Raw genomic sequence first — 16,535 nt, forward strand, 5'->3', positions numbered from 1 at the left:
GACATCGACACCTCCCGAAGGTGAAAGCAATACCTTTGCGAGCGTCGCGATGAACGAAACCGACCTCGTCGTTGAACTCGCCAGCGACACCGACGTGAATTCGGTGAATCTCATCAACCCGAATGGTGAGATGAATTCGCTTCAGCGGGTCCAAGAGGGAGCGACCCAGGTTACATTTCAGCTGCTCGGTGAAGCTGAAGACGGGTACACGCCTGGTGACTACCGCGTCGTCGCTGTCGCTGATGACGAGACAATTGGTGAGACGACAATCTCCCTCCAGCCCGAGGTCACGATTACAGATATCATGTGGGCGCAGAACCACCCAGATCTAAACTGGGATAAAGACCGGTCAACGTGGCGGCAATTCGCCGCTCTTACGGTCGAGAACACAGGGAACGCGCCGACGTATCTCACGGCACTTCAGTGGGCAGATTCGCCGCATACCAAGGTATCTCCGTCGGAGACGCTGACGCACAATTCTACTACCCTTCTACCGCCTGGAGAGACAACTATCTACTCTGCTGCTCCGATATATCAGACGGAAGATCCTACTGGTGTTCACGGGGCCATCGATTGTGGCAATCTGGAGACGGATGCGCTCACCGTCACAGGAGTCGTCCAGGCCGGGACGAATCCGTCGTACTCACAGACAATCGAGTATGGTGGGGAGAAATACTCGTGTGAACTAACCATCGTGGACGGCAGCCCGGCTGGCTCGACTCAAACGTCGTCGAACGGGAGTGGTACCTGATGGGGTGGATGGAAGAGCAGGTTGAGGACGCTATTGAGAATGTACTTACGAGCATTAAAGAGGCGCTCCTCGGGTTCGTGAACGACATTTTCGAGGCGCTTCTCAACCCAATTGTCGGCGTCCCCGCGCCGAAATCCAGCTCCCGGTACATCGTCGCCGGTACTCCCGATAATGCACCATGGCAGAGCTTGTACGCAGATTTCTATCTTCAGTACATCCTGCCGTTGACAATCATGTTACTGGTCGTCGGACTCGCGTACATCGGCCTCCGGTCGGGATCGATCAGTAGCTACCGTCGCAAGCGGCTGCTCCGACGGATAGGGCTCGTGTTCATGGGGTCGTTCGTCTGGTTCCCACTTGTATCGATTCCACTCCAGTTTGTCAATGCGGTAGGCCTCACACTTGCCCCAATCGACAGTATGTCGGCCGGATTCGGGAGTCTCATCGAGTCAGCAGTCGGTGGCCTCTTCGTCGTTCTCGCCATGGTGACCATCTCGAACTTCCTGCTTATTGTCGCTGCCATCGTCTATGGTCTTCGGTGGCTTGGCATCCTCGTTCTGACGCCGTTAATGCCGTTACTCGGTGTCTTCTGGGCCCTCGACGTCTGGCCGCTCAGCCCGGTCTCGGAGATCGCTCGCCGCGCTGCTGGCATCTATCCGGGTCTCGTTCTCGCGGGACTTCCTGCTGCAGTCCTCTTCCGAATCGGCTGGCAGATGGATCTCACAGCGAGCGCAAGTGGAATCTTCTCGCTGTTCCTCGGACTGGTACTCATTCCCGCAGCCTGTATCGCTTCGATTATGACTGTCTACTGGTCTACCCCTGCGGTCCAGACGATCGCCCGACAGGGAACGACCAAGACAAATCCAGCGGCTGCCGCCTCAGCCGCGAAGAAAGGGGCAGGGAAATCGGTTCGCGGTGCCCGAAACGTGCATCGAGGATACGCCCGGAACGGGCGCGGCCCGGTGACACAGAGTGGGCAGACCCAGATCGGGAACGGCGATTCAAAAGCCTACAAACTCGGCTCGTCCGCACAGTCAGCGAAAGACCACGCAGGCCGCTACAACAACCTCCGGAAATCAAGGACAGGCCGGATGCGCGATAAGACGAAAGAAGACGTGAGTCAGGCTACACAGGCAGCGAAAGCCCGGTCGAAGCAGGCGTTCAGGAATACGAAAAACAAGGTTTCGCGGTGGTGACGATTCATGAGTACAAACACTGACGATCACGAGTATAGCGCACGACGGATTCATCAGTCTCTCGGCGGGACGACCGCGTTCTTCCGGGGGTACACCATCGGCGAGATCATGCTGTTCGTCGGCGTGGCGTTCGTCACGCTCGTCGGTGCAGCCTTCGTCCCGGCGACCTTTACGATCCCAATCCTCGGGTTCGGCATCATGCTCGGACTCCTCCTGGGATTACTCCACAAAGTGAAGCCCTCCTACCTGTGGCTCACCGAGTGGCTGGCCGCCCGCCTCGGCTGGGCAGTCAAGAACAAAGAGTACACTCACGGTGAGGACAATCGCGAGGTCCGTTCCCTGACCCGCGTTGGGCAGGTCTTTCCGCACGCTATCGAGCGGTCGGACGGCGCGCTCGTCGGCGCAATGAAAGTCGAGCCAGCGAACATGGCCCTCGAGGATGGCGAGGCGTGGGCGAAAGCCGTGGACTCGCTCTCGGAATTCGTCAATGCGACCATCGACTTCCCCGTGAAGTTCTATATCACTAGCCGGGAGGTCGACCAGGACGACACCGTCCGCGATCACCAGCGTCGCCTCGGTGACGCTGACGTCCGCTCGCGACCCGTGCTCAAGCGATTGCTCGAAGAGTATATCACCACCAACACCGACAAGAACGGCGATATCGACTCCGAAAGCACGACCATCCGAGAATACTACATCATCACCGCCGTTCGCGACGCTGATGTCGACCAGCTCGACGAAACCGGTGATAGCGTCCTCGCCTACCTCGCCGACATCCCTGTCGTGGGGCACGTGTTTGGCCGATTCCAGCCCGATGGTTTCCCCGAGGCCGAACGCGACCGTCTCAAAGAAGACAAGCTGGAATCCCGACTTGGACAGATCCGCCGCGGTGGGTCCTCGCTGTACCGCTGTTCGGTCAGCCCGGTCGACGCCTACGACCTCACCCGTGTAACCAAAGAATACTGGACCGGACGCACTGAGGAGTACGGCGACATCACTGACGCAATCGGTACGTTCCCGGTCGTTTCACACGGCATTAGCGACGACGTGCCGTCAACGCCCGACCCAAACGACGTTGTCGACGCGATGGACGATAGTCAGTACAGCAGGCATAGTCCTTCGACCAACGGTCACGACCAAGGGAGCGACGAGTCGGACGTCGTTGTCGATGACCTTGGCAGTGAAGACAGTGAGGCCGCAGAGACGGACGACGAGGCGGACGTCGACTATGAGGACCGTCTCGATGACACGTCGACGATCCACCAATCGATTATCGCGCCGTCGACAGTCGACTGGGAAACAACCTACGCCGTCATCAACGACGAGACATACGTTCGGACGTTCTGGATTGAGCAGTTCCCGGAGGAACCTGCTGACGGGATGCTCGAGCGATTGCTGCTAGAGACCGAACTGCAGACGGACATTAGCATCCATCTCGACCCGTTCGACAATCAGTCGGCCGAGGACATGATGGCCGACTGGATATCGGACTTGAAGGTCAACCAGCACGACTCGAACAGCCTCAAAGCCGAGGATCTCCAGGACGATATTGACCGTGGGAAGTTCATGCGGTCGCTTGTCCGCGCGAACAAAGCGTCGTTCTACCGTGGCGGCGTGTTCATCCGACTATCCGCCGAGAGCAAGCAGGAACTAGACAACCAGTCGACGCGCCTGCGCTCGATTGTCAAGGACGCTCCCGCGAACTGTACGCTCAAAGTAGCGAACCGCTGGCAGGAGAAGGGGCTTGCGACAGTCTCACCCCTCGGTCGGAATGAACTTGGTCGCGACCGGATGTCGACGCTAACGAACCAGGCAGTCGGCGCGATGTTCCCGTTCAGTTCGAACTACATGATGATGGAGGAGGGTGTTGAGTACGGCTACCACGGACATAACGGCTCACCGGTCCAAATTAATCCGTGGGAACTCGAAACCGGCCACAGTGAACTCGTCGTCGGGATGCCCGGTGCGGGGAAGACGTTCGGCGACATCATGCGCCACTTGCGGATGATGAAGCGCCAGCAGGAGACGATGCTCGTCATGATTGACCCGGTCGGCGGGTTCAAAGGCATCGCTGACGCTCTGGACGCGAAGACGATCACGGTGGGTGGCGACACCCAGCTGAATCCTCTGGAGATACGCGAGACACCACAGGAAGTTCTCAACGCCGAGGACGGCATCTCACCGCTGTCCGCGAAGAAAGACGAGGTGTACGCTGTGCTCGAAAACTTCCTGACCGCTCGCGATATCAATCTCGGAACCGAAACGGGTGTGCTCTCGTACGTCATCGACGAGGCGTACCGGCAGGCCGGTGTCGTCGAAGACGACATCTCGACGCACACGCCCGAGAACTCGCCGACGATGACCGACGTCCATCGAATTCTCGCTGATGTCGCGGAGAACCCGGACGAGCACAACATCGCTGCGTCCGACTCTGCTCGTGAACGCGCCGCAGAGTACGCTGACGAGTTGGCGATCGCATTCCAGCCCTTCCGTGAGGGCGGATCGTACGACAATCTCGCGGAGCGCTCGGAGGTCGATATCCTCGAGGGCGACAACAAGGTCGTCTATATCGACCTCGGGCAGATCGAGGGGAGTGCGTCGGGGATCGACCGCCAGACATTCTTGATGCAGTTGCTGTTGTCTACGGTCTACCAGCAAGCGAAGAAGACTGACCGCAACGTCGAGCTCGCTATCGACGAGGCGCACTACCTCTTCGAGGATCAGGCAAATCTTGATTTCCTCGAAACGGCGTTCCGGCACCAGCGCCACGCCGGTCTGCGGATGGTGCTGCTGTCCCAGACTGCCCAAGAGTTCTACGAGACTGACCAGGCCGAGAAAATTCTCGGCATGTGCCCCATCAAGGTTTTCCACAAACTACCCGATTTGGATGACGAGACGGCCGACAAGATTGGATTGACGCGTGAGCAGCGCCAGTATATTCGCGGGGCCGACGCAGGCAAGGAGGACCTTGGCTACAGTCAGGCGCTCGTTCGCGTCGAAGAACACGGAACATACCCGCTGCACGTCGTCGCTGACGAGTTCGAGAAGCGCGTCATTGACTACGAACCCAACGACCGCGCGTTCATCCAGCAGGCGATTAGTGCCGAGCCCGAGGATCTTGTCGACTTCGAGGGCTTCGTGGAGGATCAGGCGCAGATGAACGCGCTCACCAACCGCTACGACCTCTGCGAGGAAGAGGCCACTCGCATTCTTGATGAGGGGTTCACCGAGGACGAGATCGTCGATGCGGTCGTCGCGAACGCACGGCAGAACGACACGGTGGAGGCATCCGCATTCACTGACGACGGAGACGACGCTGTCCAGTCCGATGAGGAGGGTACTGACGATGTTTAGGCAACTCCTGGGCGGCAACCCGCAGTACGACGCCACACAGTTGGAATTCGAAGAGCCGTTCGTCCAGCACCCAGAGAGTGCGCCGGGTATCTTGCTCAGGATTCGCCCGTTCAAAGAAAATCAGGGAGTCGTCGATGGCGCCGGACTGCTCCAGTCTGTCCACGACGTGACGACGAACTATTGGGGGAAGAACACGAGCGACCACCATTCCTTCGAGGTCTGGTTCGACGAGGGCAAGATCAAGTTCTACGTGCACGCTGCGACCGAGGCTGCTGCCGACAAGTTCCGTCGCCGTGTCGGAAACAACTACGCCAACAGTGAGGTGTTCCCTGTCGAAAGCGGGAATGCATTCCCCGTGATCGATCCTGGCGAGTACGTCGCTGGTGCGTGGCTCGAAATGGAGAAACTCCCGTACTACCCGATTCGCCACCACAACAGCGACGAATGGGCGAACGACCCGTACGGCGAAATCACGAGCGAGATGCTCTCACTCGACGACAGCACAGTCATCACGCAGGTTGTTTTCCGTCCCGCGAAGCAGTCCTGGACTGACGGCGACCGGTTCAAGCACAACAGCGTCGACGACCTTGCCCACGCTCTCCGCCAGGGAACCTCTGTGGGCTGGTTGAATCCCCGCACGCGGCCAGCGAGCGAAAAGGACAAGCAGGCCGCCAAAACCATCGAACAGCAGCGCGGCCAGCAGGCGTTCCACGTCAACATCCGCGTTCTCGCAGCGTCCACGGACAAAGACGAAGCCGAGTCCCGTGCCCGCGGTGTCGCCGGAATGTTCAGAAAATACTATAATGCAATTACTGAGCAGGGCCTCAACGATACGCCAGTATGGCATCGCAAGGACGGCAAGCGTGCGAACCAGCTCCGGCAGCACGTCGACAAAATGGCTAACCGCGAATGGACTGACCGTCGCATGATTATGACCGTCGACGAACTTGCTGGCGTTGCCCACATCCCGAACAACGAGATTGAGACGCCGAACATCGACTGGCGCTACACCCAGCGCGGCGACCGCGTTCCCGCCGATACGGACCAGTACGAGCAATCTGGGACCAGAAGGTGGACTGATGAGCGACCGGACAGACAGGGAGGACAGGATAGTGTTTGACCGATTCTTTGGTCGCGACGACAACCAAGACGCTACCTCGGATGCCACATCAGAGAGCGACGACACGCCACGGGAGGAGGGGACTGACGGAAGCCTCGAGGTTGACGCAGGTACGATGGCTGATACAAGTCCGAATCAACAGTCACTGCTTGGCGAAGCGTACGATATCACCGAGCAAGACACGGACTACGTAGGGAGTAAGCCTGTCATCACTGAAACGCTAAACGAGGGTACCGTTGCCGGCCCACACATCCGCGAGATGCTCGAATCAGGCGTCGATACAGCTCCATCACCACTCTGGATTGGGTACGATGAGGATGCCCAACGAGGGTTCCGTGAAGCCCCGCTCCGCTTCGAGTCGCTCTTCCGGCACATCTGGATTACGGGAACCACCGGCTACGGGAAGACCACAGAGTTGCTGAACATGATGGTCCAGTGGGCGTATTCAGGGTATGGGTTCGTCTACTTCGACCCGAAAGGCCGCGACTCACGCGAACTCCTGCGGATGCTGCCCGAGGACCGGCTCGATGACGTCGTCTGGATCGAACCTGGTTCATCCGAGCACGACAAGACGGTCGGGCTGAACTTCCTCGAAGTCCCCGACTGCGAGACCGAGGAGGAGCGTGAGAACGAGATCGAGAATCGCATCGAGAACCTGAAAGCGATCTTCGATACGGACGAGTACTGGGGAATCAACATGGAGTCGATCACCGAATCGATGGGCCGGGCAATGATGCAGTCTGACCAACCGTTCTCGGTGATCGATATGTACTTCACGCTGTTACACGCCGAGCGCCGCGAAGAGTTCGCCCATGATGTCGAAGATCCCTATGTCAGGGAATTCTGCCTCGAAATCGCGCGAATGGACGACGAGACGGTCCGCCCGCTGCTCAAGCGCATCAAGTCGTGGGTCGAAAACTCGGTCATCCGGCGGATCATCTCCCATCGCGAGAGCACTATTGACTTCCGCGACATTATCGACAACGACCGGATCGTCATCGTCCGGACGCCCGTCGAGAACACGGACATCAAGAAGATGGTCACACTCGGCGTGATGCGAAACCTCTGGAGCGCCATCCAACAACGCTCCTACGAACACGATACCGATCCAGACCCCTACTTCGTGCTCTGTGACGAGTTCGACGACATCGCGAGCGAAAACCTCGACATCGAGTCGATGCTCGCTCGCGCCCGGTCGATGCGACTCTCCGTAACCCTCTCCTCTCAGTACCCCTCGCAGTTCGGTGAGGACACGCGCAAGGCGATGCAGAACAACTGCGACAACCTCATCGCCTTCTCCGTGAACGATGTCGACGACGCCCAGCTCTTGATGAAGCGATTCCGTGACTACACTGCCGAAGACCTCATCTCGACCGACCAGTACCAGGCCTGGACGAAACTCCCACTGGATGGCGGCCGGTACTCCGAACCGGTTCTCCTCCGGACGTTCCCACCGTATCCTCCGCTACGGTCATCGGATGCAGTCGACGAGATCATCGAAGCGAGTTTGGACCGGTATGGAACCGACCCGTTGACTGACGCGGAAATTATGCAGAACCTCATCTACAGCGACGCCAACGAAGCAGCGGATCCGACGAAAATCCTGGCCGAGACGATGGCCGACGCGATTCGCGCTGTCCAAATCCGGAAAGACGTGCGGGAAGCGAACGGCTGGGTGGATGTTACCGCCGTCGACGAGGAACTCTTGGTCCGCCTCGAGAACGCCCATCCCGACATCGACTACGCGGATGACGATCTGCCGGAGATACGTGATGCATCGCGGTTGATCGACGTCGAGTTACAGGACGGCGATGTCATGACGCGGCTATCCGAAGCCGGCGAAGCAAAAGTCCAACCTGGGACGGGCGACGTCGAGTCGGCAGGCGGGTCTGACCACGATGCGGTGCTCGTGGAGACCGAGCGGGCACTCACCGAGCGCGGGTTCAGTGTCGATATCTTGGAACAGGACGGCAGCGAGCAACCCGACGCCATCGCGACGCACCCAGATCACGACGTCGTGTTCAACATCGAGGCCGAGACGACGACACCGGATCGGCCCGCGAAAGTCTTGCAGAACCTCAAACGAGCACACGATTCGGATCGCGTCCCGATCTTTGTTGTTCGGCCCGGTGATCCTGAGACGGAGTGGGCGTCACGGGTCGAGAATATCCTCTCGGTACCGCTGCAAGAGCGGGCGGACGGCACCGAACAGTTCTACAACTGCGACGAGGTCGTGACCTTCGGCGGTGGTGCAACAGCCCACGGTGGCGTCACCGCTGTTCGACCCTGTACGTCCGACACGAATCGGACAGTCTGGAGACGCAAGAACGGTGAGCGTGTGCTGTCAGATGGTGAGACGGAGTTCGCCCGCGTTCCAGATGATGGCCCGCTCTCGAAAGATGACGTGCCAGCCTACTACAGCCACGACCGCGAATCCGGCCAGTACACCGTCCATCAACCCGGCGAAACGCGGACGTACGAGTCGAGCGAGGAGTTCGAGGCGGAGTGGACACCTATCAAACGGCCGTTCCTCCTTGACGTCGACCTGCCAGACGCGGAGTATTCGCGCGACAGTTACCTCGTGCTGATACTGCCAAACGACGGCAGTCCCACACTCTTCCAGCAAGGTGACACACACGAACTGCCTGCATCACCGGACTACGAGGAACTATGGCTCGACAATAGCACCGGTGAACATAGTCAAACTCCAGACTCAGGGGAGGCTGCGGAGTCGGGCCCGTCGGCTGGATCAGGTTCATCAGCAGCAGAGGGAGTGGAGATCGAACCTGATAGTGACGGCATCGAGGCGTTCGCGGCGATGTACATCAGAGAGGCTGATGGGGCGCAGGTTCCGAAGGCGACTCTGTTTCAAGCGTACTCGAAGTGGACTGACCAGCATGACATCGATGGGACAAACGCGAGCTGGTTCGGTCGGAAGCTTTCGAACGTCATCGAGTATGAGGATGACCGTGTCAGAGACGGCGACGATTTGGTGACGGTCTACTCTGGTATCGATCTGACCACAGACGGATTACAGCTCCTTGAATGACTCCTCCTTTCAGAATTATGAATCCAATTCACGCGGGTCACCGACTGGCTCACTTTGCTGCATCGCCCTTATCCCAATCATCCCTTGTTATCCGTTCTATCCACCAATCTCGGGTTCCTTATCGGGTTTGTTCAGGGCAGCGCAGCCGTTCAGGCCAGGAATCCAAGGGTTGTTCAGGGGAAAACCACAGTGCGGGAGTAATGTTCAGGGCAAATCGAAGGCCAAAACCAACTAGTATAGAACGGGATGCCCCCGTTGGACAGGACAGCGAACAGCCCACCGGGTGGTTGGGTGTTTATCAACATCGTGATAGTGAGTGGACGATGTCCAGATGGACGCTCACCGCGAGGGGGATCGGTGGTGTCTGAGTCGTCGCTTGCTGTCTCGGGGCTCCCCGAGGGGGTACGTGAGCGCGAGCAGTGGGTGTGCTGGCGCGAAGAGGAGCGAGATGGAAAACCGACGAAGATTCCGGTGACGCCGGGGGCTGGTGGGTTCGCGTCGTCGACGGAATCCGATACCTGGAGTGATGTCGAGACGGCACTCGAGTACACCGAGACAGAGCATGCGGACGGCATCGGGTTCGTGTTCACCGACGACGACCCCATCGTCGGCGTCGATCTGGACGACTGTCGCGATCCCGAGACCGGCGACGTCGACGATGCCGCGCGGGACATCATCGAGCGACTCGACTCCTACACGGAGGTGTCGCCGTCCGGCACCGGCTACCACGTCCTGATTACCGGCACACTCCCCGAGGGGCGGAACCGTCGCGGGAGCGTCGAACTGTACGACACGGCACGCTTTTTCACCGTCACTGGCGACCGCGTCGAGCGGACCCCCACGCGCGTTGCACGCCGGCAGGACGCGCTCATAGCGATTCACCGCGAGTACGTCCAGAACATCGAGCGTGACACGACTCCCGAATCCAGGCAGCGTGGTGACGCTGACGGCCAATCAGCGACGAATGATGCAGACGACGTCGACCTTGAGGACGAGGAACTCCTCGAGAAAGCGCGAAACGCGTCGAACGGTGAGAAGTTCGAGCGGCTCTGGAACGGGAATATGGGTGGCTACGACAGCCAGTCTGAGGCTGATATGGCGCTGTGCTGTCTGCTGGCGTTCTGGACCGGCGGCGACCGGACGCAGATGGACCAGCTGTTCCGTCAGTCAGGGCTTCACCGCGAGAAGTGGGACGAGGTCCACTACGCCGATGGGGCGACGTACGGCGAGAAGACCGTCGAGCGAGCGATTGCGAACACCTCGGAGTTCTACGATCCGGACACCGGCGATGATACCGAAGACCGCGACACCACCTCTGCCGAATCATCTGTCGACACCCGTGACAATTCAGAGCGGAGTCGCGCGTACCTGACCGAAAAGAATCGACTGTTGAGCGAGCGCGTCGACGAACTTGAAGCGACGCTCGAACAGAAAGTCGAGCGGATCGACACCCTCGAAGCAGAGGTTGAACGGCTCACCGACGAACTCGCTGCCCGCGACCGAGAGCCCAAGCAACCCCAAGACGAGCAAGCCGTGACTGCGAACGAGAGTGAGGATGAGTCAGCAACTCACTCCGTATGGGGGCGATTATTCGGCGACAGTTCAGAATAACGATGTAACCGCGATAGAGCGTTTTTCACCCCGTTATGGGTGACGGGGTTGTCGAACTGCCCCGGAACAACACATGCATTCTGAGCGACAGCGAGACCCAATCCGTCGTATCGACCCCCACCCGGACGAATCTGACGCAGCGACAGCGCCATGGGCCGACCTTCGACTCGACGTCCCCAACGACCGGCGTGACGAGTCGATCGTGGCGTTCGTCGAGTGTGTCCTCGTTGAGCTCACCCACGAGGACGTCGGTGCCGAGTACCGGTCCTCGAACGCGTGGGGTGCTAAAATCGATCAGTACGTCGCCGCCGAGGCGACTGGCCAGCAGTTCATCAAGCGTCGGTACGACGAGCGCCTCGGGTGGGACGAGACGCAGATCACGCGTGAAGCGGTCCGCGACAAGCTGGTCTGGCAGCTCTCACGCTCCGAGTCGCTGGCAACGAATCGAAGCCACGCCAAGCCGGCCACCAACCCCGATACGTTCGTTGTGAAGCCCACGCAGCAACTGCGAACGGATTCAGGATGCGAGGAGTGTTAACCAACAAATGCGAGAGACTTCAGCGATTGTTGGTTAATCATAGAGAGTCCAAGTCAGCCACCTGCCTGTCCGCTCTCTCCAGCCTGCGAGTTTATCCGCGCCGGAAGGCGTGAGGCGCGCTCGAAGTGCGTGCCATAGTTGAGTTCCCATGACTGGATCCGATATCCTCGACGACACGACAGCCGATCACGAGCGGCTTGAAACCGAACTTGTTGCACAGGACCGGGATGCGGCCCGGGTCGCGACGGCAGACATCGACGAGCGGAGTGCCCGCCGTCTCGTGAATGATCTCATCGAGGACGATATGGTGAGGCCGATCCCTGACCAGCATGTCCTGGTTCACGACCCCAGCGGCGAGGCCTTCGACTCGATCACCCAGCTCGCCGTGTTCCATCGCGGCTGGCGGGCCGCCAGAGACGCGGAGGACGACTGATGCAACAGACGCTTGCTGGGTGTGCCTTCTGCGATGCACGTCCCGATACAGAGATGGGCGAGGCACATACCTGGGGGAAAGACGAACGGGTGACGCACCCGATCTGCGTCGACTGTGCGCTCCAAGAGCGGCCTGATCCCGAGGAGCGCGATCATCACGCCTGCGACGGGTGTGGCCTCGTCGTCGACGCCCTCGCGGCGCTCACGCGGTTCCGGGTGGAACTCGGCCATCTCGAGGGGCCGTTGCAGCTGTGTGGGCGATGTAGTCCCGGCGGGCCCGCGACGTACTGGACGCGAGATTTCGAGTTACACGTTGTCGAGTAGCCGGTTAACTCGGTGGAGCGTCCCTCAGCGTCCGTTCACATAAGCCAGTAGCACGTCACTTGCCGCACCGATAGTCTGAAGTACACGGACTTCGGACTAACTCCTATGGCTCCTGATCACGAGCACATTCGCCCAGATGGTGGAATCGACACGCTGGACCCGCCACCGATCGACATCCTCACCGAAGACACGCTCGAGCCGGAGACGCTGGCCGAGAACGCGCCCCGGCTCGAAACAGTCGTGGAACTGCTCAACCGCCCAGCACTCGCCCGCGTCTACATCTACATCTGCTACTGGGGCCCGGTCACCCCACCGGAAGCTATGGAGGCGCTCGATCTCTCGAAATCGACGGCCTACGAGTACGTCGACCGACTGGTCGATCTCGGCCTCGTCGACCGCGACGACTCGACACGCCCCCAGCAGCTGACCGCCGACCCGATCATCATCGTCGAGCAGTACGTCCCGATCGTCATCACGCCGACCGCCCTCCACGCCCTCGGGCTCCAGGAGGTCGATGAGGACATCAAGTACTTCGTGGACCGGTACGGCCTCGGGAAGCTCATCGCTGCGTTGCGCGGCGCCGGGCTCCACTTCGCGGGGAAGACGACTCAGCGGATGGTCGCCAGCGACATCGACGTGCGCGAGACGGAAGCGATGATGATCATCTACGCGCTCAAACCCGCGCTTGCCGTCGGCCGGGAGCACGATCCGTTCTTCGAGTACCTCTTCCCGGATGTGCATGACGAGATGGATCTTCCCGATCTTGACGAGATAGCTGGTGCCCCGACGGATTCGTCGGACCCCGATAGGTGAGTTCATCGGATGGGTCGAGACACGCCATTATCCGCTGACCAGGACGTCCTCGTCGACGCGAACATCTTCTACGCGATCGGCCAGCCCTCGAATCCGCAGTACCAACGATTTCGCCGAGCCATCCAGCACGCCGGCGTCGTCTGCAAACTCCCCCGGCGCGTGATCGGCGAACTCGGTGGCTCAGAGACGGATCGTGTCCGGACGGCGCTCGACGAAGGATGGGCCGAGATCATCGATGCGCCATCACCAACGGACGGGGACGCTGTCGCGGCAAGCGATATCGCCAGACGGACCATCGCGAGTGAAACGACTAAAGCCGAGCACGAGGTCGAGAAGACGGACGCAATTCTTGCGGGCCTAGTCATTCAGTATGTGAGAGACCGCTCGACAACGGGTGTCGTCGTGCTCACAGACGATCAGCCCGCCAGGAAAGGCATCAAAAATGCCGTTCGAGCGCAAGGGTACACGGACGCGATCACGGTCTACGGCTTGGCGGACATCATCGGCGACGACCCGGGCGACTCGATGCGGCTGATCTAGACCGAGTAGTGACCCTCATTCCGAAAGCCCTCAGCCGCTCGGCATCCCACGCCCCACGCTGCGCGCCTCGTCCCTCGGTGCTTGCGGAGTCGGGGGACGACCGAAGCGGCCTCGCCCTTTCTGAGTCCACCAGGTAGTGGCTGGAGCACAGAGCGTCGAGAGTGGATGAACAGGTGATTCGTAACGGCTCGCCCCGCTCGCCGCTGCCGCCCTCCGCGTCGCTCGCGACCGACCATTCCGGGCATGCGGGCGCTCTCTGCACCGCCCGCGCCCGTTCCGGGCTAAAATGAATATGGTCTCGACGCCAGCGCTTCACCCGTCCGGGTCCTCCGGACCTCGGCTCCGCCGACCGCGACGGACAGTGGTTGCGTCGCGGCGAACGGGGAATGCGCTGGCCGCTCGCTCCGGGCGGGTCGGCGCGCGCGGCTGGATGGTTGGCCGCCTCGGGCGCGCTCTCGCTCGCGCCCAAGAGGGCGCTCGCGAAGGCGCGAGCGAGAGCGCGCAGACGAGTCTATTGGCCGTTGTCGTCGTAGAGAAATCCGCGATGTAGCAGCATCGCGGTGTCGGACGCGTGAGCGCCTTCAGGAACCAGTGAGTTCCAATGTCAAGTAAGAACGTCTCCAGTGAAGTAGTTTCGGTCGATGAACAGGCATTCGAGAAACACGATGAAGCGACAGTCGATGAGGACGGTTTCGAAGTCGTCGATGAGACCCCGGAGTTCCAGGCGACGGTCGACATGGAAGTGCAGGCGAAAGTCGATTCAAACCATCCGGACGCGCGAGTCGAGGAAGGACCGGATCACATGTTCGGGAAGACCCTCGAACAGGAAGAGCGTATCAAGGCGCAAGAGGCTGAGCTGGAGCGCATCAGTGCCCAGGCCGAACTCGGGACGCAAGAGGGGCGAGAAAAACGAACGCGAGACATCGCGGCGAAACGGAGCGCTGAGCGGCGTGCAGAGTTCCAGAAGCGGCGAGCGAGCGTGGACCCGCTGGCAGACCCAGAACGGGCTGACCCGCGTGCAGAACTCGAACAGGAGCAGTTGGCAGCGGTGAACGAACAATCGATGCGGTTGGCCGAAAAGCTGGATGGATGGTCGCGGGCGGCGATCAGTCGGCGGCTGGCCGAGGCGGTCGTCACGGGGAAAGACATGATGAGTGCGGTCGTCGGGGTGTTCGAGGAGTTGCAGACGGCGCCAGGACAGGTGATCCCGATAGAAAAGGTTGAGGACGTGAACCGAAAGGAGGTGAGCATCGAGGGAACAATTACACAGCTTTGGGAGTCATCGAGTCCGGCTATTGCCCAAGTGGGACTCATCGAGGACGAGAGCGGACGAACGAAGGTGACCGTCTGGGAGAAATCGAATCAACCCTGGATGGAGGAAGGCGAGCGTGTGCGGATTCACGGGGCGGCGCGGAACTGGTATCAGGGGCGCGTCTCAGTGGCCCTGACCGGGTGGAGCACCGTGCTGTTCCCAGAGCGCGGCCAGTGGTGGGAGTAGTCAGCTAACGCGGCCTTCTTTTTTGCTGATGCCCGTTCACCCGCTTCCCGCCGCCCCACCCAACCTCCACGTTCCGGGCGGCTCACACAGCCGCCGGGCTTTCGCCACAGCATCGCACTGCGCCGGCTCCGCACCGCTCGGTGTTTATCTGCCCCTGACGGGTGAGGGGCGCTCTGAGAGACGCGATTCATTGTAATGTCCCTCGTGAGTATCATGGCAACCAGCGAGATCTACGAGACGACGTTCGACGAAGATGTACAGACGGAATCAAGTGCGAACCAGTGTCCCGAGTGCGACGGCCGAGTCACCACGAACGCGGTCGAAACGGTCTGCGAGGACTGTGGCCTGGTCATCGACGAACAGCGCATCGATCACGGGCCGGAGTGGCGGGCGTACGACGACGAGGAGCGCGAGCGAACGGGCGCCCCACTCACTGCGGCCCGCCACGATCGCGGCCTGTCGACGGAAATCGGTCGCGGTACCGACGCAAACGGGAACGAGATCTCTGGGCAGAAGCGACGGCGACTCGCGCGAATGCGCCGTGAACAGACCCGGGGCCGCTGGCGGTCGAAAGCGGAACGGAATCTCGCCCATGGCCTGGGCGAAGTACGTCGGTTGGCAAGTGCCCTCGAACTCTCCGATTCGGTCCGTGACCAGGCGTGCCAGCTCTTCCGGAGCGCCCAGAACGAGGATCTGCTTCGTGGCAGATCCATCGAGGCCATCGCCGCGGCCAGCGTCTACGGGGCCTGCCGGTGCAACGGCCTCTCGCGGTTAGTGGACGACGTCAACGAGCAGGTCAAAGCGGACTGGAAAGACGACGCCACGCCGTTCGAGCGGGTGTACGAAATCGTCGAACAGACCCACGACGGGCAGTCAGCGGCCGAGATCGCCGACCGCGCTCTCGTGAGCGAGCCGACGGCACGTCGACACAGCAAGACACTCGTGAACTCTGGATTCGCCGAGACGGAACAGGACGGCCAAACAACGCTGTACAAGCGAAACAGCGACCGGGTCTTGATGTCCCGGATCCGCGAGCTTCGTGAGGAAGTCGATCGGCCGGAGTTGCTTGACAGCATCAAGGAGATGAAGACCGAGATCCGGCGCTACGAGGACCGCTACGACGTGGTGTCACCGGAGGAACTTGCCCAGCAACTCGACGCCGACGAGACGGAGGGCTGGGACGATCTCACGGCATGGCGCACGACGCGGCAGAATCTCGCCGTCGCGCAAGCCGCACTCGCCTACGATGAGGCCAGCCACCAGCTCGTCGTATGAACGACGACGACCGCGCCGGCGAGTACGGACCGAT

General features: G+C 60.5%; 13 protein-coding genes. All 13 read left to right on the forward strand.

Annotation, left to right across the window (positions count from 1 at the left end):
• Positions 1–49 precede the first annotated feature (49 nt).
• The 13 genes from LPA46_RS10540 (at position 50) to LPA46_RS10605 (ending at position 16,501) form a co-directional block, all read left to right on the forward strand.
• Positions 50–751, forward strand: a complete 702-nt coding sequence (locus LPA46_RS10540; protein WP_230892472.1) for a hypothetical protein — start codon at positions 50–52, stop codon at positions 749–751.
• Entirely contained in the window at positions 751–1,947 is a 1,197-nt protein-coding gene (locus tag LPA46_RS10545) for a hypothetical protein (RefSeq protein ID WP_230892473.1), read from the forward strand. The genes LPA46_RS10540 and LPA46_RS10545 overlap by 1 nt, the downstream gene beginning before the upstream one ends.
• Before the next feature lie 6 nt (positions 1,948–1,953).
• Entirely contained in the window at positions 1,954–5,301 is a 3,348-nt protein-coding gene (locus LPA46_RS10550; RefSeq protein WP_230892474.1) for a VirB4 family type IV secretion system protein, read from the forward strand.
• Positions 5,294–6,421 (forward strand): hypothetical protein, encoded by a 1,128-nt coding sequence (locus tag LPA46_RS10555; protein WP_230892475.1) that lies wholly within the window; start codon positions 5,294–5,296, stop codon positions 6,419–6,421. The genes LPA46_RS10550 and LPA46_RS10555 overlap by 8 nt, the downstream gene beginning before the upstream one ends.
• Positions 6,381–9,470 carry a TraM recognition domain-containing protein gene (locus LPA46_RS10560; RefSeq protein ID WP_230892476.1) on the forward strand — a complete coding sequence of 1,030 codons (3,090 nt, stop codon included), beginning with the start codon at positions 6,381–6,383 and terminating at the stop codon, positions 9,468–9,470. The genes LPA46_RS10555 and LPA46_RS10560 overlap by 41 nt, the downstream gene beginning before the upstream one ends.
• A gap of 357 nt (positions 9,471–9,827) precedes the next feature.
• Positions 9,828–11,081 (forward strand): phage NrS-1 polymerase family protein, encoded by a 1,254-nt coding sequence (locus LPA46_RS10565; protein WP_442908239.1) that lies wholly within the window; start codon positions 9,828–9,830, stop codon positions 11,079–11,081.
• 73 nt (positions 11,082–11,154) lie between these two features.
• The gene (locus tag LPA46_RS10570) at positions 11,155–11,619 is read left to right on the forward strand and encodes a hypothetical protein (RefSeq protein ID WP_230892478.1); all 465 of its coding nucleotides are present in this window, start codon (positions 11,155–11,157) and stop codon (positions 11,617–11,619) included.
• Between the two features lie 148 nt (positions 11,620–11,767).
• Positions 11,768–12,052 carry a hypothetical protein gene (locus LPA46_RS10575; RefSeq protein ID WP_006183563.1) on the forward strand — a complete coding sequence of 95 codons (285 nt, stop codon included), beginning with the start codon at positions 11,768–11,770 and terminating at the stop codon, positions 12,050–12,052.
• The gene (locus LPA46_RS10580; RefSeq protein WP_230892479.1) at positions 12,052–12,375 is read left to right on the forward strand and encodes a DUF7558 family protein; all 324 of its coding nucleotides are present in this window, start codon (positions 12,052–12,054) and stop codon (positions 12,373–12,375) included. The genes LPA46_RS10575 and LPA46_RS10580 overlap by 1 nt, the downstream gene beginning before the upstream one ends.
• A gap of 105 nt (positions 12,376–12,480) precedes the next feature.
• Positions 12,481–13,188: a DUF7437 domain-containing protein gene (locus LPA46_RS10585; protein ID WP_006183561.1), complete on the forward strand. Its 708-nt coding sequence runs from the start codon at positions 12,481–12,483 to the stop codon at positions 13,186–13,188.
• A gap of 9 nt (positions 13,189–13,197) precedes the next feature.
• On the forward strand, positions 13,198–13,728 hold the full coding sequence (locus LPA46_RS10590; protein ID WP_006183560.1) for a hypothetical protein: 531 nt from the start codon (positions 13,198–13,200) through the stop codon (positions 13,726–13,728).
• Between the two features lie 601 nt (positions 13,729–14,329).
• Positions 14,330–15,226, forward strand: a complete 897-nt coding sequence (locus LPA46_RS10595) for a DNA-binding protein (protein ID WP_230892480.1) — start codon at positions 14,330–14,332, stop codon at positions 15,224–15,226.
• 213 nt (positions 15,227–15,439) lie between these two features.
• Positions 15,440–16,501, forward strand: coding sequence for a DUF7342 family protein (locus tag LPA46_RS10605; protein ID WP_330166332.1), 1,062 nt, complete (start codon positions 15,440–15,442; stop codon positions 16,499–16,501).
• The last annotated feature ends 34 nt before the right edge of the window (positions 16,502–16,535 follow it).

Source organism: Halobacterium sp. KA-6, assembly GCF_021029015.1.
Taxonomy (GTDB): domain Archaea; phylum Halobacteriota; class Halobacteria; order Halobacteriales; family Halobacteriaceae; genus Halobacterium.

Coding starts and splice junctions, on each gene's coding strand:
- LPA46_RS10540 (WP_230892472.1), top strand. CDS start 50: ATGAACGAAACCGACCTCGTCGTTGAACTCGCCAGCGACACCGACGTG.
- LPA46_RS10545 (WP_230892473.1), top strand. CDS start 751: ATGGGGTGGATGGAAGAGCAGGTTGAGGACGCTATTGAGAATGTACTT.
- LPA46_RS10550 (WP_230892474.1), top strand. CDS start 1,954: ATGAGTACAAACACTGACGATCACGAGTATAGCGCACGACGGATTCAT.
- LPA46_RS10555 (WP_230892475.1), top strand. CDS start 5,294: ATGTTTAGGCAACTCCTGGGCGGCAACCCGCAGTACGACGCCACACAG.
- LPA46_RS10560 (WP_230892476.1), top strand. CDS start 6,381: ATGAGCGACCGGACAGACAGGGAGGACAGGATAGTGTTTGACCGATTC.
- LPA46_RS10570 (WP_230892478.1), top strand. CDS start 11,155: ATGCATTCTGAGCGACAGCGAGACCCAATCCGTCGTATCGACCCCCAC.
- LPA46_RS10575 (WP_006183563.1), top strand. CDS start 11,768: ATGACTGGATCCGATATCCTCGACGACACGACAGCCGATCACGAGCGG.
- LPA46_RS10580 (WP_230892479.1), top strand. CDS start 12,052: ATGCAACAGACGCTTGCTGGGTGTGCCTTCTGCGATGCACGTCCCGAT.
- LPA46_RS10585 (WP_006183561.1), top strand. CDS start 12,481: ATGGCTCCTGATCACGAGCACATTCGCCCAGATGGTGGAATCGACACG.
- LPA46_RS10590 (WP_006183560.1), top strand. CDS start 13,198: ATGGGTCGAGACACGCCATTATCCGCTGACCAGGACGTCCTCGTCGAC.
- LPA46_RS10595 (WP_230892480.1), top strand. CDS start 14,330: ATGTCAAGTAAGAACGTCTCCAGTGAAGTAGTTTCGGTCGATGAACAG.
- LPA46_RS10605 (WP_330166332.1), top strand. CDS start 15,440: ATGGCAACCAGCGAGATCTACGAGACGACGTTCGACGAAGATGTACAG.